Origin of the sequence: Pseudonocardia sp. T1-2H, from assembly GCF_038039215.1 — a bacterium.
Classification (GTDB): Bacteria; Actinomycetota; Actinomycetes; order Mycobacteriales; family Pseudonocardiaceae; genus Pseudonocardia.
This window is the reverse complement of record NZ_JBBPCL010000001.1, coordinates 3,457,571-3,482,027: the sequence shown is the minus strand read 5'-3', so window position 1 is coordinate 3,482,027 and position 24,457 is coordinate 3,457,571. Positions and strand designations below refer to the sequence as shown.

General features: G+C 73.1%; 23 protein-coding genes and 3 pseudogenes. 14 read left to right on the top strand and 12 right to left on the bottom strand.

Features of this window, described 5'->3' with window-relative positions:
• Window positions 1-129: 129 nt before the first annotated feature.
• Window positions 130-507: a DUF2267 domain-containing protein gene (locus tag WBK50_RS17180; protein WP_341336584.1), complete on the top strand. Its 378-nt coding sequence runs from the start codon at window positions 130-132 to the stop codon at window positions 505-507.
• A 3-nt stretch (window positions 508-510) separates the two neighbouring features.
• Here the strand turns inward: WBK50_RS17180 and WBK50_RS17175 are convergent.
• From WBK50_RS17175 to WBK50_RS17165, 3 genes and pseudogenes are all read right to left on the bottom strand, one after another.
• Window positions 511-748: pseudogene (locus tag WBK50_RS17175) on the bottom strand (mycothione reductase); the annotation flags it as partial.
• A 45-nt stretch (window positions 749-793) separates the two neighbouring features.
• Entirely contained in the window at window positions 794-1,519 is a 726-nt protein-coding gene (locus WBK50_RS17170; protein WP_341336583.1) for a PAS domain-containing protein, read from the bottom strand.
• Between the two features lie 192 nt (window positions 1,520-1,711).
• Entirely contained in the window at window positions 1,712-2,407 is a 696-nt protein-coding gene (locus WBK50_RS17165; protein WP_341336582.1) for an IclR family transcriptional regulator, read from the bottom strand.
• 155 nt (window positions 2,408-2,562) lie between these two features.
• Here WBK50_RS17165 and WBK50_RS17160 point away from each other — a divergent pair, with 155 nt between their 5' ends.
• From WBK50_RS17160 to WBK50_RS17140, 5 genes and pseudogenes are all read left to right on the top strand, one after another.
• Window positions 2,563-3,792, top strand: coding sequence for a CaiB/BaiF CoA transferase family protein (locus WBK50_RS17160; protein WP_341339416.1), 1,230 nt, complete (start codon window positions 2,563-2,565; stop codon window positions 3,790-3,792).
• Window positions 3,793-3,853: 61 nt separating this feature from the next.
• Window positions 3,854-3,934 (top strand): annotated as a pseudogene (locus tag WBK50_RS17155) (3-hydroxyacyl-CoA dehydrogenase NAD-binding domain-containing protein); the annotation flags it as partial.
• Window positions 3,935-4,077: 143 nt separating this feature from the next.
• On the top strand, window positions 4,078-4,437 hold the full coding sequence (locus WBK50_RS17150; RefSeq protein ID WP_341336581.1) for a 3-hydroxyacyl-CoA dehydrogenase NAD-binding domain-containing protein: 360 nt from the start codon (window positions 4,078-4,080) through the stop codon (window positions 4,435-4,437).
• The gene (locus tag WBK50_RS17145; protein ID WP_341336580.1) at window positions 4,398-4,577 is read left to right on the top strand and encodes a hypothetical protein; all 180 of its coding nucleotides are present in this window, start codon (window positions 4,398-4,400) and stop codon (window positions 4,575-4,577) included. The genes WBK50_RS17150 and WBK50_RS17145 overlap by 40 nt, the downstream gene beginning before the upstream one ends.
• Window positions 4,574-5,773, top strand: a complete 1,200-nt coding sequence (locus tag WBK50_RS17140; RefSeq protein WP_341336579.1) for an acyl-CoA dehydrogenase family protein — start codon at window positions 4,574-4,576, stop codon at window positions 5,771-5,773. Before WBK50_RS17145 ends, WBK50_RS17140 begins: the two co-directional genes overlap by 4 nt.
• Before the next feature lie 13 nt (window positions 5,774-5,786).
• Here WBK50_RS17140 and WBK50_RS17135 read toward each other — a convergent pair whose 3' ends face one another.
• Together WBK50_RS17135 and WBK50_RS17130 are read right to left on the bottom strand one after the other, a co-directional pair.
• Window positions 5,787-6,959 (bottom strand): RtcB family protein, encoded by a 1,173-nt coding sequence (locus WBK50_RS17135; protein ID WP_341336578.1) that lies wholly within the window; start codon window positions 6,957-6,959, stop codon window positions 5,787-5,789.
• A gap of 303 nt (window positions 6,960-7,262) precedes the next feature.
• Window positions 7,263-8,228: an alpha/beta hydrolase gene (locus tag WBK50_RS17130; protein WP_341336577.1), complete on the bottom strand. Its 966-nt coding sequence runs from the start codon at window positions 8,226-8,228 to the stop codon at window positions 7,263-7,265.
• A 70-nt stretch (window positions 8,229-8,298) separates the two neighbouring features.
• On the opposite strand from WBK50_RS17130, the gene WBK50_RS17125 reads away from it, so the two are divergent.
• Entirely contained in the window at window positions 8,299-8,724 is a 426-nt protein-coding gene (locus WBK50_RS17125) for a nuclear transport factor 2 family protein (RefSeq protein WP_341336576.1), read from the top strand.
• Between the two features lie 115 nt (window positions 8,725-8,839).
• Here the strand turns inward: WBK50_RS17125 and WBK50_RS17120 are convergent, their stop codons facing one another.
• The gene (locus WBK50_RS17120) at window positions 8,840-9,160 is read right to left on the bottom strand and encodes a hypothetical protein (protein ID WP_341336575.1); all 321 of its coding nucleotides are present in this window, start codon (window positions 9,158-9,160) and stop codon (window positions 8,840-8,842) included.
• 207 nt (window positions 9,161-9,367) lie between these two features.
• Here WBK50_RS17120 and WBK50_RS17115 point away from each other — a divergent pair, with 207 nt between their 5' ends.
• Together WBK50_RS17115 and WBK50_RS17110 are read left to right on the top strand one after the other, a co-directional pair.
• Window positions 9,368-9,817 carry an ATP-binding protein gene (locus WBK50_RS17115; RefSeq protein ID WP_341336574.1) on the top strand — a complete coding sequence of 150 codons (450 nt, stop codon included), beginning with the start codon at window positions 9,368-9,370 and terminating at the stop codon, window positions 9,815-9,817.
• A 64-nt stretch (window positions 9,818-9,881) separates the two neighbouring features.
• Window positions 9,882-10,112 (top strand): hypothetical protein, encoded by a 231-nt coding sequence (locus WBK50_RS17110; protein ID WP_341336573.1) that lies wholly within the window; start codon window positions 9,882-9,884, stop codon window positions 10,110-10,112.
• 265 nt (window positions 10,113-10,377) lie between these two features.
• Here WBK50_RS17110 and WBK50_RS17105 read toward each other — a convergent pair whose 3' ends face one another.
• Window positions 10,378-11,751, bottom strand: coding sequence for a serine/threonine-protein kinase (locus tag WBK50_RS17105; RefSeq protein WP_341336572.1), 1,374 nt, complete (start codon window positions 11,749-11,751; stop codon window positions 10,378-10,380).
• A gap of 189 nt (window positions 11,752-11,940) precedes the next feature.
• On the opposite strand from WBK50_RS17105, the pseudogene WBK50_RS35180 reads away from it, so the two are divergent.
• Window positions 11,941-12,633, top strand: a pseudogene (locus tag WBK50_RS35180) (NmrA family NAD(P)-binding protein); the annotation flags it as partial.
• Window positions 12,634-12,876: 243 nt separating this feature from the next.
• On the opposite strand, the gene WBK50_RS35175 reads toward WBK50_RS35180, so the two are convergent.
• Window positions 12,877-13,302 (bottom strand): AMIN-like domain-containing (lipo)protein, encoded by a 426-nt coding sequence (locus WBK50_RS35175; protein WP_445942369.1) that lies wholly within the window; start codon window positions 13,300-13,302, stop codon window positions 12,877-12,879.
• Window positions 13,303-13,554: 252 nt separating this feature from the next.
• Here WBK50_RS35175 and WBK50_RS17095 point away from each other — a divergent pair, with 252 nt between their 5' ends.
• Together WBK50_RS17095 and WBK50_RS17090 are read left to right on the top strand one after the other, a co-directional pair.
• Entirely contained in the window at window positions 13,555-14,451 is an 897-nt protein-coding gene (locus WBK50_RS17095) for an O-methyltransferase (RefSeq protein ID WP_341336570.1), read from the top strand.
• Between the two features lie 88 nt (window positions 14,452-14,539).
• The gene (locus WBK50_RS17090; protein WP_341336569.1) at window positions 14,540-15,304 is read left to right on the top strand and encodes a DUF5995 family protein; all 765 of its coding nucleotides are present in this window, start codon (window positions 14,540-14,542) and stop codon (window positions 15,302-15,304) included.
• Between the two features lie 7 nt (window positions 15,305-15,311).
• Here the strand turns inward: WBK50_RS17090 and WBK50_RS17085 are convergent, their stop codons facing one another.
• Window positions 15,312-16,022, bottom strand: a complete 711-nt coding sequence (locus WBK50_RS17085) for a PucR family transcriptional regulator (protein WP_341336568.1) — start codon at window positions 16,020-16,022, stop codon at window positions 15,312-15,314.
• Between the two features lie 368 nt (window positions 16,023-16,390).
• Between WBK50_RS17085 and WBK50_RS17080 the strand changes: the two genes are divergently transcribed.
• Window positions 16,391-17,314, top strand: a complete 924-nt coding sequence (locus WBK50_RS17080) for a MerR family transcriptional regulator (RefSeq protein WP_341336567.1) — start codon at window positions 16,391-16,393, stop codon at window positions 17,312-17,314.
• Between the two features lie 47 nt (window positions 17,315-17,361).
• On the opposite strand, the gene WBK50_RS17075 is transcribed toward WBK50_RS17080, so the two are convergent.
• Complete coding sequence (locus WBK50_RS17075; RefSeq protein ID WP_341336566.1) at window positions 17,362-18,681, bottom strand: DUF2254 domain-containing protein; 1,320 nt, start codon at window positions 18,679-18,681, stop codon at window positions 17,362-17,364.
• A 426-nt stretch (window positions 18,682-19,107) separates the two neighbouring features.
• Between WBK50_RS17075 and WBK50_RS17070 the strand changes: the two genes are divergently transcribed.
• On the top strand, window positions 19,108-20,103 hold the full coding sequence (locus WBK50_RS17070) for a rod shape-determining protein (protein WP_341336565.1): 996 nt from the start codon (window positions 19,108-19,110) through the stop codon (window positions 20,101-20,103).
• Between the two features lie 9 nt (window positions 20,104-20,112).
• Here the strand turns inward: WBK50_RS17070 and WBK50_RS17065 are convergent, their stop codons facing one another.
• Entirely contained in the window at window positions 20,113-23,058 is a 2,946-nt protein-coding gene (locus WBK50_RS17065) for an FtsW/RodA/SpoVE family cell cycle protein (protein WP_341336564.1), read from the bottom strand.
• 20 nt (window positions 23,059-23,078) lie between these two features.
• Window positions 23,079-24,344, bottom strand: a complete 1,266-nt coding sequence (locus WBK50_RS17060) for a hypothetical protein (RefSeq protein ID WP_341336563.1) — start codon at window positions 24,342-24,344, stop codon at window positions 23,079-23,081.
• Window positions 24,345-24,457 lie beyond the last annotated feature (113 nt).

Sequence of the window (24,457 nt, the reverse complement as noted above, 5' to 3'; positions counted from 1 at the left end):
GCGGGCCGTCGGGTCGGCCCAGGGTGCCGAACCGCCCCGGTCGGGTTGGCAGCCCCGGGCCGGTTCCCGGGCGTCCGGGGCGCGGTGACCGTGGAGGGGTTCGCGACCGGACCTTCGAGGAGGAGACCCGTGAAGTACGACCAGTTCATCGCCGCCGTCGCCGAGCGCGCGGGCGTGCCGCGTGACGAGGCCGAGAAGCTGACCCGCGCCACCCTCCAGGTGCTCGCCCAGCGGCTGACCGGCGGGGAGGCCAAGGACCTCCGCTCGCAGATGCCGAAGGAGCTGCAGCCCGACCTCACCAAGGACCAGGAGCCGGCGGAACGCTTCGACGTCGACGAGTTCGCCCGCCGGGTCGCCCAACGCAGCGGGACCGACGAGGCCGACGCCGGAGCCGGGGTGATGGCGGTGCTCGCCACGATCCACGACGCCGTCACCCCCGGCGAGTTCGACGACGTGCTGGCCCAGCTGGGCCGGGAGTTCAAGGAGCTGGTCGAGGCCGCGACCTGATCGTCACCGCTCCAGGGCGACCAGCGCCTGCCTGACGACCTCGGTGAGGGCGGGGTGGATCCAGTACGGTCTGCCGGCGAGCGTGGCGGCGGAGATGCCGAAGGGTCATGGCCAGGACGAGGGGCTGGATGAGGGTGGGTGCCTCGGGGCCGAGGATGTGGGCGCCGAGGAGCCGCCCGGTCCCGGGCTCGGCGAGGATCTTGCAGAAGCCGGTGTGATCCTCGGGGGCCCATCCGTACGCGGTCTCACGCGGATGCGGCAGTCGTCACGCCGACCGCCCTGGTCATCAGAGGCGGTCGGTGACGTCGAGGGTGATGCCGCGAATGGTGATCGCCTGGTTGCCGCTGCGGGCGATGACGCGCCCGGTGCTCTCCAGCTGGCGCACGGTCCCGTCGGGCCGCAGGGCGCGGAACCGTGCCGTGTGGGCGTCGCTGTCGACCAGGGAGGCGTACCACGCGCCGTCGACGAGCGGGCGGTCCTGCTCGTGGACGAGGGACCGGACCAGCGCGTCCGTGAGCGGGGTGCCCACAGGCAGGCCGTTCATGGCGTACAGCTCGTCGGACCAGGTGAGCGCGCAGGCCCGGACGTCGCGGACCCAGGTGCCGACCGGAACGCGAGCCTCCTCGAGGGGCGGTCTCCGGGCACTGACGTCCACCCCTACGGCGTAGAGCAGTTCGGCGCCGACGTCGGCGGCGAGATCGTAGCGGACACAGCGGTAGCGGCCGTCGCGGCACAGCCGCCGTGCCTCGCGGCCCGTGCGCCCGCCCCCGGCCGTGATGAGCCGGTCCACGGTCTCGACCGCGTCGTCCTGGTCGGCGGGGTGGACGAAGTCCCAGTACTGGGCGCCCGTCAGCTCGGCCTCGGTCCACCCGAACGCCTGGATGTAGGAGGTGTTCGCGGCGACGAAGTACCCGTCGAAGCTCCAGGCCACGCAGAGCGTGCCCGGTTCCCGCCACGCCGGGAGCAGCTCGCGGACCCGCACCGGCAACTCCGCACGGGTGGGAAGCGCCATGTCGGCACCTGTGTTCTGGATCTGGTCGGGCACAGGGCCACCTCCCCGTCCGTGGTCGTCGAGCACCGTCCGGCGACGCGGCATGCGACGGTACCGCCGGCTCCGCCTCCGGGCGAGTCGACCGTGGAGCCGTGTCCCGGCTCCTCCGCCGTGGGCTCACGGCCGCAGGAGCAGCCGCGAGAACCCCGGTGGTCACCTGCGCAGGGCCCAGGTGGCCGCGTGCCCGGCCAGGGTCTCTGCGAGGCGCGGACCGTCCGCGACGATCTCGGCGGCCGGACCCGCGGCGGCGAGCGACGCCACCACCCGCCCGTCCTCGCGGACCGGCACCGCCACCCCGCCGGTACCGCGCAGCACGTGCCACGAGTCCATGACGGCGTAGCCGCGGTTCCTGCTCTCCTTCGCCGAGGTCAGCACCTCGACGGCGGCCTCGGGCGGTTCGTCGGCCATCGTCGCGTCGACGACGGTGCGCCGGTCGCGTTCGGACAGCTCCGCGAGCAGCACCAGGCCCGCCGCAGTGCGCGGCAGCGGGGAGCGCAGCGTCCGGGAGAGGGCGAACTCGAACGCCTCGTCGGTGCCCGCCCGGTCGACGTAGACGGCGTGGTCGCCGACGCGCACCGCGAGTAGCACCGGGGTGCCGGTGACGGCGGCGAGCCCGGTGAGGTCGTCGTGCCCGACGGTCCGGACCGGCAGCCGTCCGGCGCGCATCGAGAGCACGTGCGGCGCGGGCCCGAGGACGAACCGGCGCTCCTCCTCGTCGAGGTAACCGACCGCGGCCAGACCGTTTACCAGCTTCTGGATCGAGGAAACCGGCGCACCGAGGCGGACGGCGAGCTGGGTCAGCGTGAGCCCACCACGGCTGCTCGCGACGGCCTCCAGGATCTCGGCCACGCGGTCGACCGTGCGGTGTCGCGGCCGTCGCGAGCTCGGCTGATCGGGCATCACAACTCCCTATATAGGTAGCAAGCTCTCACATAGCGTAGAACAGTAAGCAAAGCTAACGTTGTTGGTCTCTCCGAGCACACGAGGAGGAACCCGTGAACGAGATCCCGAACGCGGCCGGGAAGCCGGCCGCCGCGACGGCAGGAGCGCTCGACGGCGTGCGCGTGATCGATCTCGCGTCCGTGGTGATGGGGCCCTACGCCACCCAGATCCTCGGCGACCTGGGGGCCGACGTGATCAAGATCGAGCCCCCGGCCGGGGACAGCACCCGGCTGACCCGGCCTCAGCGCCACCCCGGGATGGGGGCGCTCGCCCTCAACGTCAACCGCAACAAGCGCAGCGTCGCCCTCGACCTCAAGTCCGACGCCGGCCGCGCGGCCGCGCTCGACCTCGTCCGCGACAGCGACGTGCTGGTCACGAACATGCGCCCGGGTGCCCTGCAGCGCCTCGGGCTGGACTACGCATCCCTCGCCGAGCTGAACCCGAAGCTCGTGTACTGCAACGCGCAGGGCTTCCGAAGCGACTCCGACCGCGCCGGCCTGGCGGCCTACGACGAGATCGTGCAGGCGTCGTCCGGGATGGCCGACCTCATGCGCCGCGCGACCGGGACCCCGACCTACGCGCCGACGATCCTGGCCGACAAGGTCTGCGCGCTGACGATCGCCTACGCGGTGCTCGCCGCGCTCGTGCACCAGCGCGCCACCGGCGTCGGACAGCAGGTCGAGGTGCCCATGACGGACACGATGCTCGCCTTCAACCTGATCGAGCACCTGGCCGGACACACCTTCGAGCCACCCGAGGGGCCGATCGGCTTCAACCGGTCGATGACCCCGGGGCACCGCGCCGTCTCCACCAAGGACGGCTGGGCCTGCATCCTGCCCTACACCGAGCGCGACATCCGGGCCTTCTTCGCCGCAGCCGGCCGGCCCGACCTCGCGGACGACCCGCGTTTCGCGGACGCCACCAGCCGGGCTCGGCACTACGGCGAGCTGTACGCGGAGATCGAGAAGCTCGCCGTCGAGCGGACGACGCGCGAGTGGGCGGAGATCTGCTCCGCGAACTCCATCCCCTTCGCCCCGGTGCTGGAGCTCGAGGACGCCGAGAAGGACCCGTACTTCACCGAGGGCGGGCTGCTGGAGATCGCCGAGCACCCCACCGAGGGCACCTACCGCCGGGTCAACCCGCCGCTGCGCCTCTCGGCCACCCCGCCGACCGTGCGCAGCGAGTGCCCGACGCTCGGCCAGCACACCGTCGAGGTCCTCACCGAGCTCGGGCGCACGCCGGAGCAGATCGCCGAGATCACCGGTTCCCCGAACGCGGGGACGACGTCGTGAAGGCCGCCGGCGTCGTCCCCGCACCCACCGCGACCCCGGTTCACGACTACCTGGAGGAATCATGATCGAGAACGTCGCCGTGGTCGGCGCCGGGACGATCGGCGGCGCCTGGGCGACCCTGTTCGCCGCCCGCGGCCTCCGCGTGACGGTCACCGACCCGCGGTCGGACGCCGCCGAGGCGGTCGAGCGGAGCGTGCGCCAGTTCGCCCCCACCCTGCCCGAGGGTCCGGCGGACGCGGACGGCTGCTGGCGCGCATCTCCGTCGAGCCCGGCCTCGAGGAGGCCGTGGCCGGCGCGGACCTGGTCCAGGAGAACGGCCCGGAGGACCTCGACCTCAAACGCGGGCTGTTCGACCGGATCGCCGCCGCCGCGCCGGAGCACGCCGTCCTGGCCACCTCGACGTCCGGCCTGATGCCCACCGCGATCGCCGCGGACCTGCCCGACGCCGCGGCCGCCCGGCTGCTCGTCGCGCACCCGTTCAACCCGCCGCACCTGCTGCCGCTGGTGGAGTCGTCGCGGGGGAGCGGACGGCGCGGTCGACCGTGGAGTCCGCGACCGAGTTCTACCGCGCCTTGGGCAAGACCCCGTGGCACCTCGGCCCCGGCATGGCCCGGCGCTGGGCCGACCTCGGCCGGCCGGACCTGAACCCCGAGACGGTCGAGGCGATCGGCGACGCGACCGAGCACGCCTACGGCGACCGCGGGTACCCGGAGCTCGCCGAGGACCGGGACCGCCGGGAGATCGCCGTCCTGTCCGCACTCGCAGCAGAAGGAGCACGTCCATGACCGAACAGTCCACCCCGGACGAGCTGGGCGACCTGCCCGGCGACTTCTACGGCTACGCACACCTCCTGTCCCCGGACGAACGGTCCGTGCTCGCGCGCGTCCGCCGGTTCCTGGAGGAGCGGGTCCGCCCGATCGCGCTGGACCAGTGGGAGAAGGCGGAGTTCCCGCACCACCTCGTCCCCGAGATCGCCGAGCTGGACATCGCCGGGCTCGCCGTCGACTTCCCGGACCGCAAGGCGGCCGGCAAGCTGTTCGGCTCGTTCATCGCCGCCGAGTTCGCGCGCGTCGACGCCTCGATCGCGACGTTCTTCGGCGTCCACACCGGGCTCGCGATGGGCACCATCGACCAGTGCGGCTCCGACGAGCAGCGCGACCGCTGGCTCCCGCGGATGCGCACGATGGAGGCCATCGGCTCCTTCGGGCTGACCGAGCCGAACGGCGGCTCCGACGTCGCCGGCGGCCTGCACACCACCGCGCGCCGCGACGGCGACACCTGGGTCCTCGACGGGGCCAAGCGCTGGATCGGCAACGCCACCTTCGCCGACCTCAACATCATCTGGGCGCGCGACGAGGCCGACGGCCACGTCAAGGGCTTCGTCGTCGAGAAGGGCACGCCCGGGTTCACCGCGCGGAAGATCGAGCGCAAGACCGCGCTGCGCACGGTGCAGAACGCCGACATCGAGCTGGTCGGCTGCCGGGTCCCGGCCGAGAACAAGCTGGCGAAGGCGAACTCGTTCCGGGACACCGGCCGCGTCCTGCGCGCGACGCGCGGCGGCGTGGCCTGGAGCGCCGTCGGCGCGATGATGGGCACCTTCGAGCTGGCTCGCGACTACGCCGTGACCCGCGAGCAGTTCGGGCGGCCGATCGCGAAGTTCCAGCTGGTCCAGGAGCACCTGGCCACGATCGTCGGGAACGTGACGTCGTCGCTGGGCATGGCCGTGCGCGTCGCGCAGCTGCAGGACCAGGGCATCTTCCGGGACGAGCAGGCCGCGCTGGCGAAGCTGTTCTGCACGACCCGGCTGCGGGCGAGCGTCGCCCGGGCACGGGAGATCTTCGGCGGCAACGGGATCGTCCTCGACTACGAGATCGCCAAGGTGTTCAACGACGCCGAGGCGCTCTACTCCTACGAGGGCACCCGCGAGATCAACTCGTTGATCGTCGGCCGGGCGGTCACCGGACTCGGCGCCTTCGTCTGAGCCGTCCGCCGGGTCAGTCGCCCTTGACGTTGACGATCTGGTGGAGCGTGTGCCTGATCTTCACCAGGTCGGCGGCGTCGGCCATGACGACGTCGATGTCCTTGTACGCGGCCGGGATCTCGTCCAGGAACGCCGGGGAACGGTTGTACTCGATGCCGACCATGGCCTTGTCCATGTCCTCGAGGGTGAAGCGCCTCTTCGCGGCCCTGCGGGCGTACACGCGCCCGGCACCGTGCGGACTGCTGGTGAAGGAGAGGGCGTTGCCCGTGCCCTCCACGACGTAGCTCGCGGTGCCCATGGACCCGGGGATGAGGCCGGGGCGGCCCTCGTCGGCCTGGATGGCGCCCTTGCGGGACAGCCAGACGTCGCGTCCCAGGTGGTGCTCGCGCTGGGTGAAGTTGTGGTGGCAGTTGATCCGCTCCTGTTCCTCGACCGGCGCTCCCATCAGGTGGTTCACGTCGTTCACGAGGCGGTCCATCATCTCCTCGCGGTTGAGCAGCGCGAAGTGTTGCGCCCAGTTCAGGTCCTGGATGTACAGGTCGAACTCGCGCGTGCCCTCCTCCAGGTAGGCGAGGTCCCGGTCCGGCAGCCGGACCGAGTTCTTGCGGCAGCGGTCCTGGGCGACCTTGATGTGGTGCGTGGCGATGGCGTTGCCGATGCCCCGCGACCCGGAGTGCAGGAACAGCCAGACGCGGTCGAGCTCGTCGAGCGTCACCTCGATGAAGTGGTTTCCCGAGCCGAGGGTGCCGAGCTGACGGTCCCACCTGGTGCGGGTCAGGGAGTCGTAGAAGTCCAGGCGGTCGGCGGCCTCCTGCTCGAGGGTCTCGACGCGCGGGGCGGCGGTGTCGCTGATCCGCCGGTTGTAGTTGCCCGCACTGAGCGGGATGCTGCGCTCGATCGAGTGCCGGAGCCGCGCGAGGTCCTTGCCGGCCATGTCCTGCGCGGTGAACCCGGTGCGCAGCGCGATCATGCCGCAGCCGATGTCGACCCCCACCGCGGCCGGCATGATCGCCGACGGCGTGGGGATGACGGAGCCGACCGTCGCTCCCGCGCCGAGGTGGGCGTCCGGCATCAGCGCCAGGTGGGGTTGGACGAACGGCATGCTCGCCGTGCGCTCGGCCTGTTCCAGGGTGGCCGGGTCGAGGATCGAGGCCCAGCTGTACAGCTTCTCGTTGATCTTCTGCATTCGCCTTCTTCTTCCTGGTCGCCCGATGCCACGTCGCGTGACCCGGCCGGCCTCGCGCCGGTGGTACCCACGACACGGCACTTCATGGGTCGTCTTCGCCGGCCGGGGTCGCCGGACGGCCGAACCGGCCCGGCGAGCCGACACGATCGGTTCCCGTGGGCCCGCCGGCGACCGCCGCGGCGGTAGAGGTACCTGTCCACTGCGGACCGCACTCGGAGCGACGACCCGTGACCGTACGGCCGGGGCACGAGGTCAGCGGGCTCGGCCCGTTCGGCACCGCTCGGTGCTCCGTGGCGGACCGGCTCACTCGGCGAACAACCGCCGCAGCCAGTTCATCCGCGCCGCCCGCGCCTCCCGGGACAGCGCGGCGCCCGGAACGACCGAGTCGAAGCCGTGGAAGGCCCCGGGCCAGATGTGCAGCTCGGCCTGCCCGCCCGCCTGCCAGAGCCGCATGGCGTACTCGACGGCCTCGTCGCGGAAGGTCTCGACGGCGCCGGCGTCGACGAACGCCGGTGGCAGCCCGGAGAGGTCGGTGGCCCGGGCCGGTGCGGCGTAGGGGGACACGTCCGGCCCGCCGGCGGCCTCGCCGAGCAGGGCGGACCACCCGGTGGCGTTGGACGTGAGATCCCACAGGCCCTCCCCGTCGAGCTCGGTGCTGGAGTGGGTGCGGGCGCGGTCGTCGAGCATCGGGCAGATCAGCAGCTGCGCGACCAGCTCGGGGCCGCCGCGGTCGCGGGCGAGCAGGGCGAGCGCGGCGGCGAGACCACCGCCGGCGCTGCCGCCGCCGACCATGAGCCGGTCCGCGTCGACGCCCAGCTCCACGGCGTGCCCGGCGATCCAGGACAGCGCGGCGTAGCAGTCCTCCACCGGGGCCGGGTGGGGGTGCTCCGGGGCGAGCCGGTACTCGACCGAGGCGATCACCATCGGCACCGCGCGCATCCACTCGAGCGCCCAGTCCAGGCCGACCCTGCGGTGGCCGGCGACCATGCCGCCACCGTGGACGTGCAGCATCGCCGGGAGCGGAACGGCCCGGTCGGCACCCTTCGGCCGCAGGACCAGGAGGAGCACGTCCGGGGCGCCGGCCGGGCCGGGCACCGGGAACTCGTCGACCTCGACGTCGGCCAGCGCCTCCTCCGGCAGGCGGTACTCGTCGCAGATCGCCCGGAGCGCGCCGATACGGTCGGGGGTGATCGTCGGCGGGTTCACCTCGTGGACGAGCGTGAGCGCCTCGGCCAGTTCGAGATCGAAGGGTGGGTGGACTCTCGTCATCGAGTCGGCTCCTCGTCGAGTGGGTGAACGGTAGTGTCCGGCCATCGTCGGTGCCACGGAGGGACGGGCCATGACCGAGCGGAACCTCGCCCAGGAGGACACCCACAAGCAGGTCGTCCGTGCGGCCTTCGACGACTGGGCGGCCGGCCGCGGGGGCCCCTTCGACCTGCTGGCCGACGAGGCCCGCTGGACCGTCGTCGGGAACAGCCCGGTCTCGAGGACCTACGACAGCCGGCAGGAGTTCCTCGACACTGTGATCGGGCCGTTCAACGCGCGGCTGTCGGAGCCGCTCGTCCCGACCGTCCGTGCCGTCTACGCGGACGGCGACTGGGTCATCGCCCTGTTCGACGCCGCCGGTTGTGCCCAGGACGGCCTGCCGTACCGCAACACCTACACCTGGTACCTGCGGTTGGCGGACGGCGTGATCGTGGAGGCCATCGCCTTCTTCGACACCCTCGAGTTCAGCGACCTCTGGAACCGCGTGACCCCGGCCTGACCGCGGCGATGTCTCACGCCGGTGCCGGTCGGAGACGGCCGAGTACGGCGCGGCGAGGAAGTCCGACAGGCCGTAGCTGATCGACGAGGCGAGTGCGAACAGAGCGCCCATCGCCTCAGCGCCCCTGTTCGCGCTCGGCCTTCCCGACCGGGCACGGTGCACTCGCCGCGCAGCCGGCGCGGTCGCACAGGCGGCACAGCCGCTCCGAGCTGCGGACGCGGGTGTAGAGGCGGGTCAGGAGCTTGGCGAGCAGCTCGGCCAGGATGTCCTGCTCGCCCTGGTCGAGGACGGACGCGAGCTCATCCAGCGGCTCTCCACGGGCGGTGAGGAGGCGGAAGGCGGCGTGGCGACCGGCGGGCGTCGGCTGGACGCTCACCTCCCGCCCGGGGCCCTGGCGCCGGTTCACGAGGTCCGCCACCTGCAGGGAGTCGACCATGCGGCGGCCGGCCGGCTCAGGCCGACCCGCCGGCCCAGTTCGGTCAGGCTGAGTCCGGGCGAGGCGGACAGAAGGACGAGGAAGCGCGTGCGGAGGGTCCGAGGTGCGGAGCCGGGCGCCTCCTGCGCGCGATCGGGCCCCGGCCGACCGCGCGGGCCGTCGAGCCAGCGGTCGCGCTCCTCGCGTCGGGTGGGTCACCCTTGTCGGGTGGCGGCGGACTTCTACAGCATCCGGTTCAGCGCCGATCCCGTGCAGTTGACGTTCTTCAGGTACGGGCTCGGCAGGTGGTTGGAGGGGCTGCAATGGCCCGAGGGGGAGCGCGACGAGGTGATCCTGGCGGTCAGCGAGGCGTGCACCAACTCGGTCCAGCACGCCTACCCGGTCGGCTTTCCCGGGGATGTCGAGGTCGTGGGCCGCCTGGTCCTCGGGTTGTCCCGGCGGCGGGTCGCGGTCACGGTGCGGGACTGGGGGGAATGGCGCTCGGAGACGGGTGGCAACGGCTTCGGTCTCGTCGTCGTGCGCGGGTGCATGGAGCGGGTGAACGTCCGCCATGACGGGCACGGCACGGTCGTGACCATGGTCAGTAGGCCGGTTCCGTCGATCGGTGCGGTCGCGTCCTCGGCTGAAGCGGGCAACCAGGGCTCTTCTGGTGTGTGACGTGGGTCATAGCGGGTATGCGGTCCCTGTCCGTTGCAGAAGCGAGGAGAGAGGACCCGACGCTGTGTCTACCACCGAGACGGGCCAGGTCACGGGCACCAAGGACAAGGACTACAACCTGATCTGGTTTACCGAGGCCTGCTTGAGCAACGCCCTCAGGCTCGAGACCTACATCCAGGACGCCGAGCGCGACGGCGACAACGACCTCGCCGAGTTCTTCCGGCGCGCGCAGGCGGAGAGCCGGAAGGGCGGCGAACAGGCGAAGCAGATGCTGACCCGCCGCCTCTCCGGCTGACCGGCCGACCGGCCGATCGCACGACGAGCGAGCCTCCTGGTCCGGGAGACGTCCGACCTCCCGGCCAGGAGAGCACGCCGAGTTCGGGCAGACGTCACGGCGACGCGTGACGGTGAGTGGGCCGCGGTGAGGACACCCGGGCCCGGTACTCCAGGGCCCGGGTCGCCGGCCGGATAGTTCTCGGTACGCAGTGCGCTGTCGCCGCGAAGGCGTCCACGAAGCGGGCGGTCGCCGGAAGGGTCACATCGGGCACGGGTGGCCGACGTCAGTCCTTCGTCTTTCCGTCGCCCCGATTCCCGTTCTCGGCCTTCGCCCCTTTACCGTTCTCGTTCCGGTTCCGTCCGTCCTTCTCGGACCGGTGGTCCGCTTGCGGATGATCGCCTCCGGAGTCGACCACCTCCATTCCGTCCGCCGACCCGGCGCGCCGTTCCTCCTCCCGATCCGTTCCCGGCGAGGACGCGTCGGGAGCGGAACGCCCGGGCCTCGAGTCGCTCGGATCGATCACGGCGCTCCGATCAGTGGTCGCCTGGTCGACGACGGCCGCCCGATCGACGACGGCCGCCCGGGCCGCAGCCGCCGGCACGGCCACGGGAGCCGGCGCCACGACAGGCGGGACGGCCGCGGCGGCGGGCGACAGGCCACCGTTCGCGGTTGGGGCGGGTCCGGCCGGTGACCGATCGCCGGCCGTCGTGGTGGCGGGCGCCGGGGCCTGCAACGCCATCGTGCCGAGCCCCGCCGCGGCGATCAGGACGGCGGCCGCCGTTCCGACGAGCACGGAGCTGCGCCGCGGAGGGGTCATGCGGGAGCTGCGGGGCGGCACCGGTTCCCGGACCGCCCGCGACGAGAGCCGGTCCCGGACTTCGGCCACGGTCGGCCGGTCGGCGGGGTCGTCGTCGGTCATCGCGCGGAGCACGGCGGGCAGCGGTTCGGGCAGGTCGTCGGGTACCGCCGGGCGACGGTGCAGACGGGAGACGGCCGACTCGACGAGGCCGCCGGGGTACTCCCGGCGTCCGGTCACGGCCTCCAACAGCACGAGTCCCAGCGCGTAGATGTCGGCGGCGGGCCCCACGTGCTCGCCGCGGATCTGCTCGGGCGCCATGTAGGCGGGGGTGCCGACGGCCGCGCCGGTGGCCGTGATCCGGGTCGCGTCGACGAGTCGCGACGCGCCGAAGTCCGTGAGGAACGGGCGCCCCTGCCTGTCGAGCAGGATGTTGGCCGGCTTGAGATCGCGGTGGATCACGCCCTTCCCGTGGATGTAGGACAGGGCGTCGGCCAGCGAGGTCCCGATCGCCGTGACCTGCGGAGCCGGAACGGGCCCGCCCAGCAGGCGCTGGTACAGCGTCTCGCCGTCGACGAGCTGCATGATCAGGTAGAACCGGCCGCGGTCGTACCCGGTCTCGTGGACCGCGACCAGGCCGGGATGGTCGAGCCGGGCCACGGTGGCGTCCTCGCCATACCGGGGCGGCAACCCGTGCATGAGCATCAGTTCTCGGCTGAGCAGCTTGATGGCGACCTGCCGGCCGGTGGCGCGCTCGACGGCCCGGTACACCTCGGCGGTCGCTCCCACCCCGAGGAGCTCACCGAACCGGAACCGTTCGACCAGGGGCGACGTGTCTTCGGGGAGTGCGTTCGTGCTCATCGCGCGCGGGGTACCCCCGCCTCGTGTCGTCGACACCTCGGCCGGGCCGGGCGCCCTTCCGTCCCCGCACGTCCGCCCACCGGGCCGAATGCGACATCCCCGGATGCGCCCGGCAGGCCCACGCGCGGACGGGCGCGGTCCGCGATCGTCGTCGGGTACAGCGCTGCGGCCCTCGACGTCGGAGGCACCATGATCCTGGTGACCGGGGCCACCGGCCAGGTCGGCTATCGCCTGGTGGAGGAGCTGACGGACGCCCGTGAGCCGGTCACGGGCATGGTCCGCGTGGAGGCGAAGGCCCTGGACCTGCCCCCCGCGGCGGACCACATCGTGGCCACCCTGGACGGCCCACCCTCTCCGGACGTGCTGCGGACGTTCGACCGGATCTTCCTGATGAGCCCGTCGAGCGAGGAACAGGTCGAGCTCGAGACCTCCTTCATCGACGCGGTCCTTGCGGCGGGGCACCGCCCGCACCTGGTCAAGCTCGCGGCCGACGGGTTCCAGGACCCCGACTGCACCGTGCGGTTCATGCGCAACCACCGTCAGGTCGCCGCGCACCTCGACGCCATGGACCTGCCGGTCACCTACGTCGCGCCGAACCTGTACATGGAGAACCTGCTGACGGCGACGGACACGATCCGCGAGCAGGGCGTGGTGTCGGCGCCGGCGGGGGACGGCCGGGTGGCGTTCATAGCAGCCGCCGACGTCGCCGCGGTGGCGGCACGCGCGCTCACCCTCGACGGAGCGGACGACGTCTACGTGATCGGCGGGCCGGAGGCGTTGAGCTACGCCGATGTCGCCGCACGGATCTCGGCGGTGTTCGCCCGCCAGGTCGAGTACGTCGACATCACCCCGGACGAGGCCAGCTCCGCGATGTTCGCCGCGGGCTTCTCGGAGTGGCAGGCCGAGGGCATGGTCGAGCTGTTCGAGTGGGTGCGCGGTGGGGCCTGCGCCGCGGTCACCGACGATGCGCCGACGCTGACCGGCGAGTCCCCCGTCCGCTGGAACGCTGGCTGGACGATCGGCGCGGCGCGTTCCTCGGGCTGTCGCCGGACACCCGCGAGGCCCGTTTCTGAGGACGGAACATGGCCGGGTGGCGCGTGGGCCGGCCACCGAACGCGGTGGACGTCAGCGGCGCGCGTCCCATCCGTGCGCGACGTCGAGCACGATGCGCGTGTCGCCAGCAGGCCCGGCGAGGGTGAAGACGCGGAAGGGCAGGCGCGCGCGGACCCCGACGCCGAAGGTCGTGTACCCCTCGAACGACCCCCCGAGGACGACGCTGCGCAGCGTCGGATAGCCGACGACGTTCGCGACCGGCCCGATCCGGGCCGGATAGGTCGGTGCGCCCTGCTCGTCGGTCGACGGGTGGTGCAGCACCACCGACAGCCGCGCACCCCCGGGCACGGCCAGCGGGGCGCCCGACCCGTCCTGGACGACGGTGTCCACGTACCGCACGTCCCACCCGGCGCCGACGGAGCCGGCGACCTGGAAGACGACCCGGTCCCAGCACCGGTCGTGTCCGGTACGGATCGCGACCAGCGGTGAGGTGCTCATCGGCGCCGCCGTCCTCGGCTGCGACCCGACGGCCGGGTCGCAGGCGGGCGCCGCGGCGGCGGGGGCGCTTAAGGCGAGCGCGCCGGTGAGCGCGAGGAGCGAGGCGACGAGTAGTCGGGCGATCGTGGTCATGGCGGCGGCGGTCCTCTCGCGGCGGTGGCACATCCGGCCACGTAGTGATAGACGTCACAAAGCGCACGAGGTTGCGACGTCGGGCCGCCGGACGTCCGCGGTGAGGAGAGGGGATCGTCGATGCTGCGGAACCGCCGCTCACTCCTGGCGTCGGCAGCACTCGCCGTCGGCGCGGGAGCCGCCGCGAGCGGGGTGAACGTGCCCGCGTCCCTGCGCAGGATCCTCTGGGCCACCGCAGCCGCGGGCGCCGCCGTCGCCGTCAACGACGCGGCGGGCAAGCCGGTGCCCTTCCTGCGGTGGTCCTTCCTGCGGCTCGTGCTCGGGTCGAGGCGCCTGCTGCGGGAGTGGCAGGTCGGCGACGGCCGCGAACAGGCGCTCGCCGACCACGTCCTCGCCACCGCCCGCGCCGGCGACGTCGACGACGCGATCCGCGCCGTCGACGAGTTCTGCCACACCCGCACTTTCATGATCAATATCGGCGACGAGAAGGGCGAGATCCTGGACGCCGCGGTCCGCCGTGCCCGGCCCCGGCTGGTCCTGGAGCTCGGCACCTACTGCGGGTACAGCGCCCTGCGGATCGCCCGCGCGATGCCCTCGGCCACGGTCTGCTCCGTCGAGTTCAGCCCCGCCAACGCGGCCGTCGCCCGCAGCATCTGGCGCCATGCCGGCGTCGCCGACCGCGTGAGCGTGATCGTCGGGACGCTCGGCGACGGCGGCGCGACGCTCCGGACGCTCCGTGACGAGCACGGCCTCGGCCCCGGCGCGCTCGACCTGCTCTTCCTCGACCACGACAAGAACGCCTACCTGCCCGATCTGGAACGCATCGAAGCCGCCGGCTGGCTCCGTCCCGGCTCCGTCGTGGTGGCCGACAACGTCGGCTTCCCCGGCGTCCCCGGGTACCGGGAGACGATGCGGACCGTCGACGGAGGCCGCTGGCGCACCACCGAGCACCGCACCCACGCCGAGTACCAGTCGCTCCTGCCCGATCTCGTCCTCGTCTCCGAGTACGTCGGCTGATCCCCGCGGGACGGGACCGGGGTATCCGAACCGCTCTCTCCGTGCTCTCCTCAGTGGACGACGTGGACGAGGCGGGGGAGCACGGACGGTGGCCCGAGAAGGCGCGAAGGACCTGGCGGAGTTCTGCACCGAGGTCGAGACGATCAAGGATGTGGTCGAGCGGCTCGCCGCGATCAGGGACACCGCGGCCGCGGACCTCGTGCAGCCGCAGATCGACGGGATCTCCTGCTTCTCCCGGCTCTACTGCACCATCACCAAGAACATCCTGGAGACCGTCGAGGGCAGGCGGGAGAAGCGGGAGTTCCGCGATCCGGCCTTCCTCACCCTGCTCGACCTGGAGTTCGCCCGGCGCTACCTCGCGGCGATCCAGAAGTACGCGACCGGGGCCCCGGACACGCCCCGCTGCTGGACGGTGCTGTTCGACCGCCGCGACGACCAGGCCGTCGGGCACCCCAACTTCGCGGCCGCCGGGGTGAATGCGCACGTCAACTTCGACCTGACGTTCGCCCTGCTCGAGACCTGGAGGACCTACCCGCCGACCGCGGACCGGAGGTACGACTACGACCTGGTCAACGACATCTTCGCCGAGGAGATGGACGACCTGCGTGAGGACTTCGGCGCGTTCCTCGCCGAGACCGAGGAGGGCGGGATCCTCGACCGGTTCGGCAACGCGGCCTCCGACCTGCTCGTCCGCGTCACCCGGTCCCTCGCGTGGGAGGCCGCCGAGCGGGTCTGGGAACACCACGGCGATCCGGTGGGGTACCCCGAGGCCGTCGAGGAGGAGCGTCAGCGCCTCGACGACAGCGCCCGGTTCCTGGGCTGGCTGCTGCTCAGCGCGCGCGGCCTGCCCTGACCCCGCCTCAGAACGGCTCGTCCGAGGACCGCGTGAAGAGCCGGATCGCGGCGTGCAGGTTCAGGAGGGTCTCCGAGTCGTGCAGGTCGAATCGGGTGAGCTGGGCGATCCGGTAGATGCGGTAGCGGGCCGTGCTGGGGTGGATCCCGAGAGCCCGTGACGTGCCGGTGTAGTCGCGGCCGTGCTCGAGGAACGTCGAGAGGGTGGTGACGAGCTCGTGGCGGCCGAACATGTCGTGCTCGATGAGCACGCCGAGCCAGTCCTGGACGAACCGGGCCCCGTCCGGGTTCGTCTGCGCGAGCGTGGCGAAGCGCGAGGCGTGCTGGTCCCCGGCCGGACCGGTGGAGGAGGTTCGGGCACGGTCCGGTGGCTGGTCGGTCATGGCGAGTGCGGCTCCGAGAGTCTCGGCGACGGGGACGGCCGGCCCGACGCCTGGAGACGACAGGTGGCTGAGCATCCTCGGATCGGCACCGATCAGGGCGAGCCTGGCCAGTGGCCAGCCGCCGGCCTGTGTGGCGGCGGCGGCGAAGACGGCCACGCAGCCGGGGTGGCGCAGCTCCAGGCGGGAGAGGTCGGCCACCACGCAGCCCGGGCCGTCGAGCAGTTCCACCAGTGCGGTGCGGGTGGCCGCGATGGTGTGCATCGACAGCACGCCGATCAGCTGCACCACGATGTAGCCGTGGGCCTGCTGGATCACCATCTCGACCGAGTCCGCCATCCTGGGTCCCCTCCCGGAGGTTCGGCTCCGACGTCTTCGGGCGCCGCCGGACGATTTACGGGGTCGGCGCGTGGCGCGCCGGGGACGGGGGAGCGGACGGAGGAGGCGGCGGCGCCGGCCGTCGGGGGAGTCCGTTTCCCGTGCACATGGTCGTCCTTCCCGAACTTCGGTGGAGCGCGCCCGAGAAGTGCTGCATGGTCGTTCCTGCAGTCGGGGCGAGACGCTGTTCCGAGGGGACGGTAGCCCGACGACGGCCGCTTTGTGGAGGTTACGTCGACGAAATATGCCACCTGGCGGAAGCGGCCGGCCACGCTCGATGATTGGCTGCGATGCTCCATCCGGGCCAGCGGAGAAACAGAGGAGTTCACGTGGCCGGAGACGTGCACCCCGCCGATTCGACACCGCCGCTTCCGTCCTCGGCCGGGCTCCCGATATCGGAGGTGGCGGCGCGGACCGGGCTCACCGTCACGACGCTGCGCATGTGGCAGGCGCGTTACGGGTTGGGGCCCACGCACCGCTCGGCGGGCGGCCATCGCCGCTACACCTGGGCGGACCTCGAACGGCTGCAGGCTGTTCGGCGGCTCGTCGACCAAGGCATCCCCACCGCCGCGGCCGCGCGGACGGTGCTCGCAGCCTCACCGCAGACGCTCGGCCTGCCTCCCGAGGTCGACCCGGTCGCGCATCGGCTCGGGGCCGCCGCGCTGGACCTCGACGGGCCCGCGGTCCGCCGGCTACTGGCCGACCACCTCGCGTGCACCTCGGTCGAGGCGACGTGGGAGAACGTGCTCCGCCCGGTCCTGTCCGCGATCGGCGGCCGGTGGGCGGACCTGGCCCACGGCATCGCCGTGGAGCACCTGATCTCCCATATCGCCACGGTCGAGCTCACCCGCGCCGTTCAGCCCGTCGACCCGGCGGGATCGACGGGGCCGGCGGTCCTGCTCGCGTGCGCGCCCGAGGAGCAGCACGAGCTGCCCCTGGTCGCGGCGGCCGCCGCACTCGACGCGGCAGGAATCGTCAGCACGCTCCTCGGTGCCCGGACGCCGGCTCCGACCCTGAGAGACACCGCGACCCGCGCCGCCCGCGCCGTCCTGGCGGTCCTGGCCCTGACGCCGGACGTGACCGATCCCTCGGTCTTCGACTCCATCCGCTGCCCGGCGGATCTGGTCGCGGCGGGCCCCGGATGGACGTCGGCCGGGCTCGCACCGCCCGTCGTGCTCGTCGACGGCCTCGCCGCCACGGTCGAGACACTCACCCGGCTCCACGCGGCGCGCGACAGCGGCTCGATGGCGTGACGCTCTCGCTCGCGCGGGGCTGATTTCCGGTGGAGCCCGGCGCGGCGTCAGTCGTGGCGGCCGCGGGCTGTCGACGCCAGGTCGCCGGACGACGTGGGCGCGCGGCCGTCCTCGACGTCGGGCCCGGATCCGATCCCTTGCTGATCGGGGACGAGCGCGGCGCGCCGGTCGTCGCCGTCGTCGAACCCGCGGGCGACCCCGGCGGCGAGGAGGTCCAGCTGCCGGTCCAGGGGCGGGTGCCGGTCCGGCGGGGCGACGGTCTTGAGGTCCTCCAACGCGGCCCGCAGGCGCCGCGGCACCTGCGGTGAGGCGGCTCCGGCGAGCCGGAGTTCGTCGAACGCGAGCCGGACGTAGCCCTCCCAGCCGAGGGTGCGCTCGATGAGCCGCACGTCGCCGTCGGCGTCGCAGTGGCGCCCGGACGGGAAGCGCCGGCCGGCGAGCTGGCGCAGGCAGTCGTGCAGCCGGTTGATCACCATGATGGCGGTCGTCGGGTCGTTGAAGGGCTGCGCGACGCTGCGCTCGGCGATGTCGACGAGCTTGCGGAAGCCGTAGGCCGGGTCGTCCTCGTGGGTTCGTTCGGCCGCGAGGACGACGAGCCCGGCGACGTGATCGCCGTCCAGACGCCCCGGGTCGCCGTCGATCCGGAACAGCGGCGCGTCGAAGGGCACGTAATCGCCCATCATCGGGACCAGTTCGAGCACGCAGCCGGCGTCCCGGGCGACCGCGACCAGCCGGGGATGGTCGACCTCGATCACGGTTCCGGCCTCGGCGCTGAGTACGACGTCGGGCGGGGCGGACCGGGGGCGGTCGGCGGGGTACTCCCGGTCGAGTTGCGCATGGAGCTCGTCGCCGACCAGGTCGATCAGCCCGGCGGCGCGCAGGGCGTTGCCGGAGTGGTGGATGTAGAGGAAGAGGGTGGCGACGCTGCCCAGCATCAGCAGGTAGGCGACCAGGACGGTCAGCCCGGGGACGGTGTTGCCGCCGACGGCCCCCACCTCGCGCAACGCCAGTATCGCGAAGGTGAAGGTGGAGGCGAACAGTCCGTAGGCGAGCTGGCTGGACCGGTCCTGGAGCAGCGCCCGCACGATTCGCGGCGAGAACTGCCCCATGGCGAGTTGGATGGCCACGGTGGTGACCGTCAGGACGAGCGTCGTCAGCGTGACCATGGTCGACGCGATGGTGCTCAGGATGGTTCTGACCGCGTCCGAGGTACCGGTGATCGCCATCGGGATCAAGCGGTCCTCGAAGGCCCGGTCGATCGCCACCGTGACCAGGGAGAGCCCGATCGAGGCCAGCACGCACAGCAGGGGGACGAGCCACAGGCTCGCCAGCAGGCGGTGACGCAGGCGCAGTGACAGCATTGCCATCCTCTCCTCGGGAACGGCGCACGCAGCGCAGAGGTGCGTTGCGTCGCCACCCGCTCCTGATCGCGTGGTCCGCTCCTCGATCAGCTCGAGCCGTTCGGGTGGTACCCGCCGTTCATCCGGATACACGGTCCGGCGGCGTCCTTCCGTGCTTCTCGGTGGAGTCGGGCCCAGCGGATCGCGCACGATTCGCCGAGGCCGCGATCAATGGCGCGCAACCGAATGGCCCAGGACATGAATGCACGTCCCGTCGGTATGGCCGAGGCGTACGGCATCCGGGGCGGGAGAGGTCCTCCCATAAGGGCCTGTCGACGCGACCGAAAGGAGGATGCGTCGGCGAACGAGGCCGAGTTGCTGGACCGGCTCCCGCCGCACCAGCAGACTGGCACTCCCGGTTCTCGGGGCGACGCTGGTGCTGGGGGAGGATCTGTGGCCGATCTCGGGATCGATCTCGGCACCGCGAACACCGTCGTGTGCCACGCCGACGACGGCATCCTGTTCGACGAGCCGTCGGTACTCCTGCTGCGCGGCGCGCGCGCCCGTCGCGGGCGGATCGTGGCGATCGGCCGGGAGGCGTCGGAGCTGATCGGGCGGGCACCCGTGGGGTTGACCGCGATGCGGCCCCTGCACGACGGCGTGATCGTCGACCTGGAGACGGCGCAGCTCTACCTGCAGGCCGTCCTCCGCCGGATCGCGCGGCGCCCCTGGCTGCGGGGCAGGGGCCGGGTGGTCATCGGCGTGCCCAGCGGTGCCACGACGCTGGAACGGCGTGCGCTGCTGGAGGCTGCGGACGAGGCCGGCATGAGCGGCACGACGGTGCTCGACGAGTCCATCGCCGGCGCGGTCGGCTGTGGGATCGACCCGCTGGAGCGGCGTGTCCACATGGTCGTCGACGTAGGAGGGGGTACCGCGGAGGCGACGGCGTTCTGTTTCGGCGGCGTGCTCGCCTCCCGGTCCTGCCGGGTCGCCGGCGACGAGATGACGGTCGCGGTCCACCAGCACCTGCGCGAACACCACCAGCTCGTCGTGGGCGAGCAGGCGGCCGAGGAGGTCAAGGTCCAGGCCGGTTTCGACGTCGAGCCCAGCCTCGTCGTGCACGGGCGGGACATCGGGTCGGGCCGCCCGCGGCTCGAGACGATCCCGGTCGCGGAGATCGCGGAGGTCCTGCGGCCGATCACCGACACGATCGTCCGGACGCTCGCGGGGTGCCTGGACGACCTGCCGCCGCAGGCCGCCGGCGACGTGCTGGCCGACGGAATCCTGATATTCGGCGGGGCCGCCCTCACCAGCGGGTTCGACCAGGGCCTCGAGCGGGCGTTCGGCCTGCCGGTGAAACGGGCCGAGAACCCGCTGACCTGCGTCGCCGAGGGTGCCGCGCGGTGCCTGCGGAGCCCGGGCGTGCTGGAGGCCTACGGCCGCAGCTGAGCGCCGCGCCTACGGCGACTGCACCGGCGGGGTCGCGAGCACGTCGGCCTGGTGGTCGAGGTAGTAGCGCAGTCCGTCCGCGACCACGATCCCTGCGTTGTTGGCGCCCTTGCCGGGGCCCTGGACCAGCGCCGTCATGACCACGCCCGGGTCCGGCATCGGCGCGGCGGCGGTCATCCAGTTGTCGTAGCTGTCGGCGGACAGGCTCCCGTCCTCCGCGGTCCCGGACTTCGCCCCCACCGGGACGGGCAGGCCCGCGAGCCGGGTGGCGGTCCCCCCGGTCACGGCCGCCCGCATCCCGTCGCGGACCGGGCCGAGGGCGCCGGCGAACGGGATCGGGGTCGACGCGGTGGCGGGCAGGGAGGTGAACGCGCCGCCACCGGTGCCGGTGGCCAGGCCCAGCCGCGGGGTGACGAGCCGGCCGGTGGCGACGCCGGCCGTCCACCGGGCGTTCTGCAACGGCGTGACCTGCAGGTAGCCCTGCCCGATGCCGAGGATCACCGTCGAGCCGCCGTACCAGACGCCGCCGCCCTCGTGCACCGACCGGGGGGTGCCGAGGTAGCCCGCCGACTCCGCGGGCAGGTCGATCCCGGTCGGGGAGCCCACCCCGAGCGCGTGGGCGGCGTCGATGATCGGATCGGGCCCCAGCGCGTTGGCCAGCTTGTAGAAGTACACGTCGTTCGACCAGGCGAGGGACTGGACGAGGTCCATCGGGCCCATCGGCTGCCAGTTGCCGAACGTGTGGTCGCCGAGGGTGAAGCTCGCCCCGGTGGGGATCACCTGCTCGGGCCGGAACACCGGATGCGCGACATCGGCCGCGCCCACGACCAGCTTGAACGTCGATCCCGGCGGCACGGCGGCCTGGGTCACGTGCTCGATCATGGGGTGCCCCGGTGCCGCCTCGGCGGCCTGCAGCCCGGCCGGGTCGATCGGCGGACCGTAGACGTTGTTGTCGTAGGAGGGCAGGCTCGCGATCGCGAGGACCTGGCCGTCGCGCGGGTCCATCGCGACGGCCGCGCCGATCGCGCTCGGGCTCCGCTGGCCCCGCAGCGCCGTCTCGAGGCTGCTGGTCAGCTGCTGCTGCAGCCCCAGATCCAGCGACAGCCTCAGGTTCGCGCCCGGCACCGGCTCCGTGCGCGCGCCCATCGCCACCGGTACGCCCGACGGCGTGACGTACACGCACTGCTGGCCGTTCGTCCCGCGCAGGACCGCGTCGTACTGCTGCTCCAGGCCCGCGCGGCCGACGATCTCGCCCGGGGGCAGGTCGGGCCACCGCTCGAGGTCGGCGGGCGTGGCCACCCCCGCGAACCCGAGGACCGGGCCGAGGAGAGGGCCCGTCGGGTAGGACCGCCGCGGCTCCGGCACGACCAGCACGCCGTTGATTCCGGCCGCGGCGACCGCGTTCCCGGTGGCCCGGGGGACGTCGGCCACCCGGAGCGCGAGGGTGGTCGCGGGCACGCCGTCGAGGGCGGCGCGCACCGCGTCGACCGGCTGCGCGGTGAGCGCGGCGAGCCGGGCGACGTCGTCGGGTCGGGACCGCAGCAGGGCGGGCACGGCGACGACCTGGTCGATCCCGGCGGCGGAGCCGGCGGTGCCGGTGGCGAGCGGGGCGCCGTGCCGATCGGTGATCATCCCGCGTTGGGCGGGGAGCCGGATGCAGCGCGTCATCTGCACCTGCCCCGCCGCGGTCAGGGCCGCGCCCTCGGCGGCCTGCACGTTCCAGCCGTAGAGCCCGAACGCCACGAGCAGCCCGGTCAGCGCCACCGCGGTCGCCCGCACCAGCCGGGGCCTGGCGCGCCAGCGCGGCACCGCCCACAGCCGCCGACGCGCCCCGTCCCGGCGCACCCCGAGGACGACCCCGAGCGCCACGAGGTGCACCAGAAGCGCCGTCCCCCCGATGCTGAGCAGCGGGAACGGCACCCCGGCCAGCGGCAGCAACCCGAGGTTGCCTCCCAGCGACACGATGATCTCCACCCCGAGCAGGACCGCCAGACCGCCGCCGACGAGGGCCCCGTGCGGCGTGCGGGGCGCCCGGCTGGCCAGCGCGATCCGCCACACCAGCACGATCGCCGCCACGACGACGAGGCCGCCCGCGACCAGACCGAACTGTTCGACGACGCTGGCCAGCGCGAGGTCGGACTCCCGCTCGGGCAGGTACTGGGCCAGCAGGTCGGTCAGCGGCTCGCCCGAGCGACCGAAGAGCGACCCCGAGCCCAGGGCGATCCGCGCCTGCTGCACCGCCCAGCCCGCGCCCGTGGGAGACACGTGCGCGCCGACGAGGAAGCTGCCGAGCCGCTCTACCTGGTAGGGCCGTAACATCCCGATGACCAGCGGCGTCGCCACGGCGGCGGCCGCGAACATGGGCAGCAGGAAGCGCGCCGGCACCCGGCCGATGATCAGCATCGCGACCGTGAGCACGGCCAGCAGGGTCGTGGTGCTGAGGTCCGGCTGGAGCAGCGTGAGCCCGATCGGCACCAGCGCGAGCCCGATCGCGAACACGAAGCGCTGCCACGGGGCGCGGTCCGAACCGAGGACCGCGGCGAGCACGAGCAGCAGCCCGAGCTTGGCCAGTTCGGAGGGCTGGAACGTGAACCCTCCGATGCCGATCCACCGGGTGGCGCCGTTCGCCGAGAGGCCGATGACCAGCACGGCGCCGAGCAGCAGCACGGCGAGGAGGTAGGTGACCCAGCCGAGGACGACCAGCAACCCCACCCGGAACCGCCACAGGACCCCCACGAGGACGATCCCGACGGCGCCGACCGCCGCCTGCCGGGCCGCCGTGGCCGGTCCCTCGACCGCCTCGAGGTTGGCCAGTCCGAGCCCGACCAGGACGAGCGCGGCGAGGATAGCCAGCACGTCGAAGGCGATGCCGCCGGAGTCCTTGCGCCGCAGCCTCTCGTTCGGCGGGGGCTCGTGCGGCGTTCCCGGCGAACCACCACTCTCCACGATCAGCACACCATCGCCCCCTCGAGCGGTCAGCGGGACGGTTCGGCAGGAACCGTGCACGAGCCCTGCGCCGGGACGGACACCGGCGCGCTGGCCGCCGTGTCGGGCGCGCCCGTCAGGGCCAGCACGGCGAGCGCGTCCCCGGGTGGCAGGGCGAGCGCGTCGACCGCGTCGGCGCGATCGCCGTTCGGCGGGACCGTGACCGTCCCGCCCGGAAGGACCACGACCGCGCCGGTGCAGCGGTCGACGACGTGGAAGGACCAGTCCACGGTCTGCGGCTCGGATCCGGGGCGTAGCCGGACCTGCACCCGCGCCTCGCAGGCCTGGCCGGGAGCGCAGGGGCCCATCGTCCGCAGGTCGACGGCGGTGACGGCGCCCGCGGTGGGCGGGGCCGGGGCGACGATCGGGGCCGGCTCCCCGGCGGAGGCGTCCGACGTCGTCGAGCCGTGGCCGCCGGCCTCGAAGAGCGCCGCGATGTCCCGGGCGATCTGGTCGCGCAGGAACGCGAACTCGATCGCGATCACCGTGACGAGCACGAGGAGCGAGACGGCCCACTTCCACGTTCGGGCGGCGACGGAGCGTGCGAGGCCCCGCGGAGCCCGGCCTGCGGCGGGGGCGGGCGGCGCCGACGGCCGGGGTGCGGTGCCGGCTGCCCCGGGCGCCGGACCGGCGACCCGGCCGTGTGCGGCGGCGACCAGCCGGGCGAGCTCGGCCCGGGCCGCGGTACCGCCGGAGGCGTCGGCGTCGCGCAACCCCGCCGCGACCGCCGCGATGCTGCCGCCCGGCCGGGTCGCTTCGACGACGGCCGCGTCCAGCGCGGCCAGCCGCTCGACCGCTCGCGCGTCGGGGTGCCGGGCCGTCCGCCGGGCGGCCCCGCCCAGGTCGTCGAGCAACGTCGCGGCGGCAGTGAGGTCGGGTTCCTCCGTCCCCGGGAGGTGTCCGTCCACCTGCGCCCAATCGGCCACCTGCGCCCGATCGGCCACCTGCGCCCGATCGGCCACCTGCGCCCGATCGGCCAGCCGGGCCCGGCCGTCCGGTCCGACGTGGACGTCCTTCGGGGACAGCCCGTCCCCTCCGGCCGCGTGTCTGGACTCCAGCCCGGCCAGCACGTCGGCGCCCAGCGCGAGGGCCTGAGCGGGAGTGATCCCGGCGATCTCGAGCAGCCGGGGGAGACCGAGGCGGACCGGCTGCTCCCCGTGCGGCGGGACCACGACCTCCCGGCGCTCCTGCGGTGGTCGGGGCCGGTCGCGGGTCGTCGTGGGTGCTCCACCATCACGTGAACCGAACAGCACCATTACAGGCCATCCTCAGAGGACTAGCTAACGACGTCACCGGGGGCCGCGACGTGCGTCGGCACGTGCGGCCCATGATTGGCGATGGATCCAGTGCTGTCCTGCCGTCGTCGTTC

What these genes read in the sequence shown, in the direction of transcription:
- WBK50_RS17075 (WP_341336566.1), bottom strand. Translation starts at nt 18,681, where the DNA reads ATGGCAATGCTGTCACTGCGCCTGCGTCACCGCCTGCTGGCGAGCCTG.
- WBK50_RS35175 (WP_445942369.1), bottom strand. Translation starts at nt 13,302, where the DNA reads ATGAGCACCTCACCGCTGGTCGCGATCCGTACCGGACACGACCGGTGC.
- WBK50_RS17085 (WP_341336568.1), bottom strand. Translation starts at nt 16,022, where the DNA reads ATGGCGGACTCGGTCGAGATGGTGATCCAGCAGGCCCACGGCTACATC.
- WBK50_RS17130 (WP_341336577.1), bottom strand. Translation starts at nt 8,228, where the DNA reads ATGACGAGAGTCCACCCACCCTTCGATCTCGAACTGGCCGAGGCGCTC.
- WBK50_RS17135 (WP_341336578.1), bottom strand. Translation starts at nt 6,959, where the DNA reads ATGCAGAAGATCAACGAGAAGCTGTACAGCTGGGCCTCGATCCTCGAC.
- WBK50_RS17060 (WP_341336563.1), bottom strand. Translation starts at nt 24,344, where the DNA reads ATGGTGCTGTTCGGTTCACGTGATGGTGGAGCACCCACGACGACCCGC.
- WBK50_RS17120 (WP_341336575.1), bottom strand. Translation starts at nt 9,160, where the DNA reads ATGGTCGACTCCCTGCAGGTGGCGGACCTCGTGAACCGGCGCCAGGGC.
- WBK50_RS17140 (WP_341336579.1), top strand. Translation starts at nt 4,574, where the DNA reads ATGACCGAACAGTCCACCCCGGACGAGCTGGGCGACCTGCCCGGCGAC.
- WBK50_RS17170 (WP_341336583.1), bottom strand. Translation starts at nt 1,519, where the DNA reads ATGGCGCTTCCCACCCGTGCGGAGTTGCCGGTGCGGGTCCGCGAGCTG.
- WBK50_RS17095 (WP_341336570.1), top strand. Translation starts at nt 13,555, where the DNA reads ATGCTGCGGAACCGCCGCTCACTCCTGGCGTCGGCAGCACTCGCCGTC.
- WBK50_RS17145 (WP_341336580.1), top strand. Translation starts at nt 4,398, where the DNA reads ATGGCCCGGCGCTGGGCCGACCTCGGCCGGCCGGACCTGAACCCCGAG.
- WBK50_RS17105 (WP_341336572.1), bottom strand. Translation starts at nt 11,751, where the DNA reads ATGAGCACGAACGCACTCCCCGAAGACACGTCGCCCCTGGTCGAACGG.
- WBK50_RS17125 (WP_341336576.1), top strand. Translation starts at nt 8,299, where the DNA reads ATGACCGAGCGGAACCTCGCCCAGGAGGACACCCACAAGCAGGTCGTC.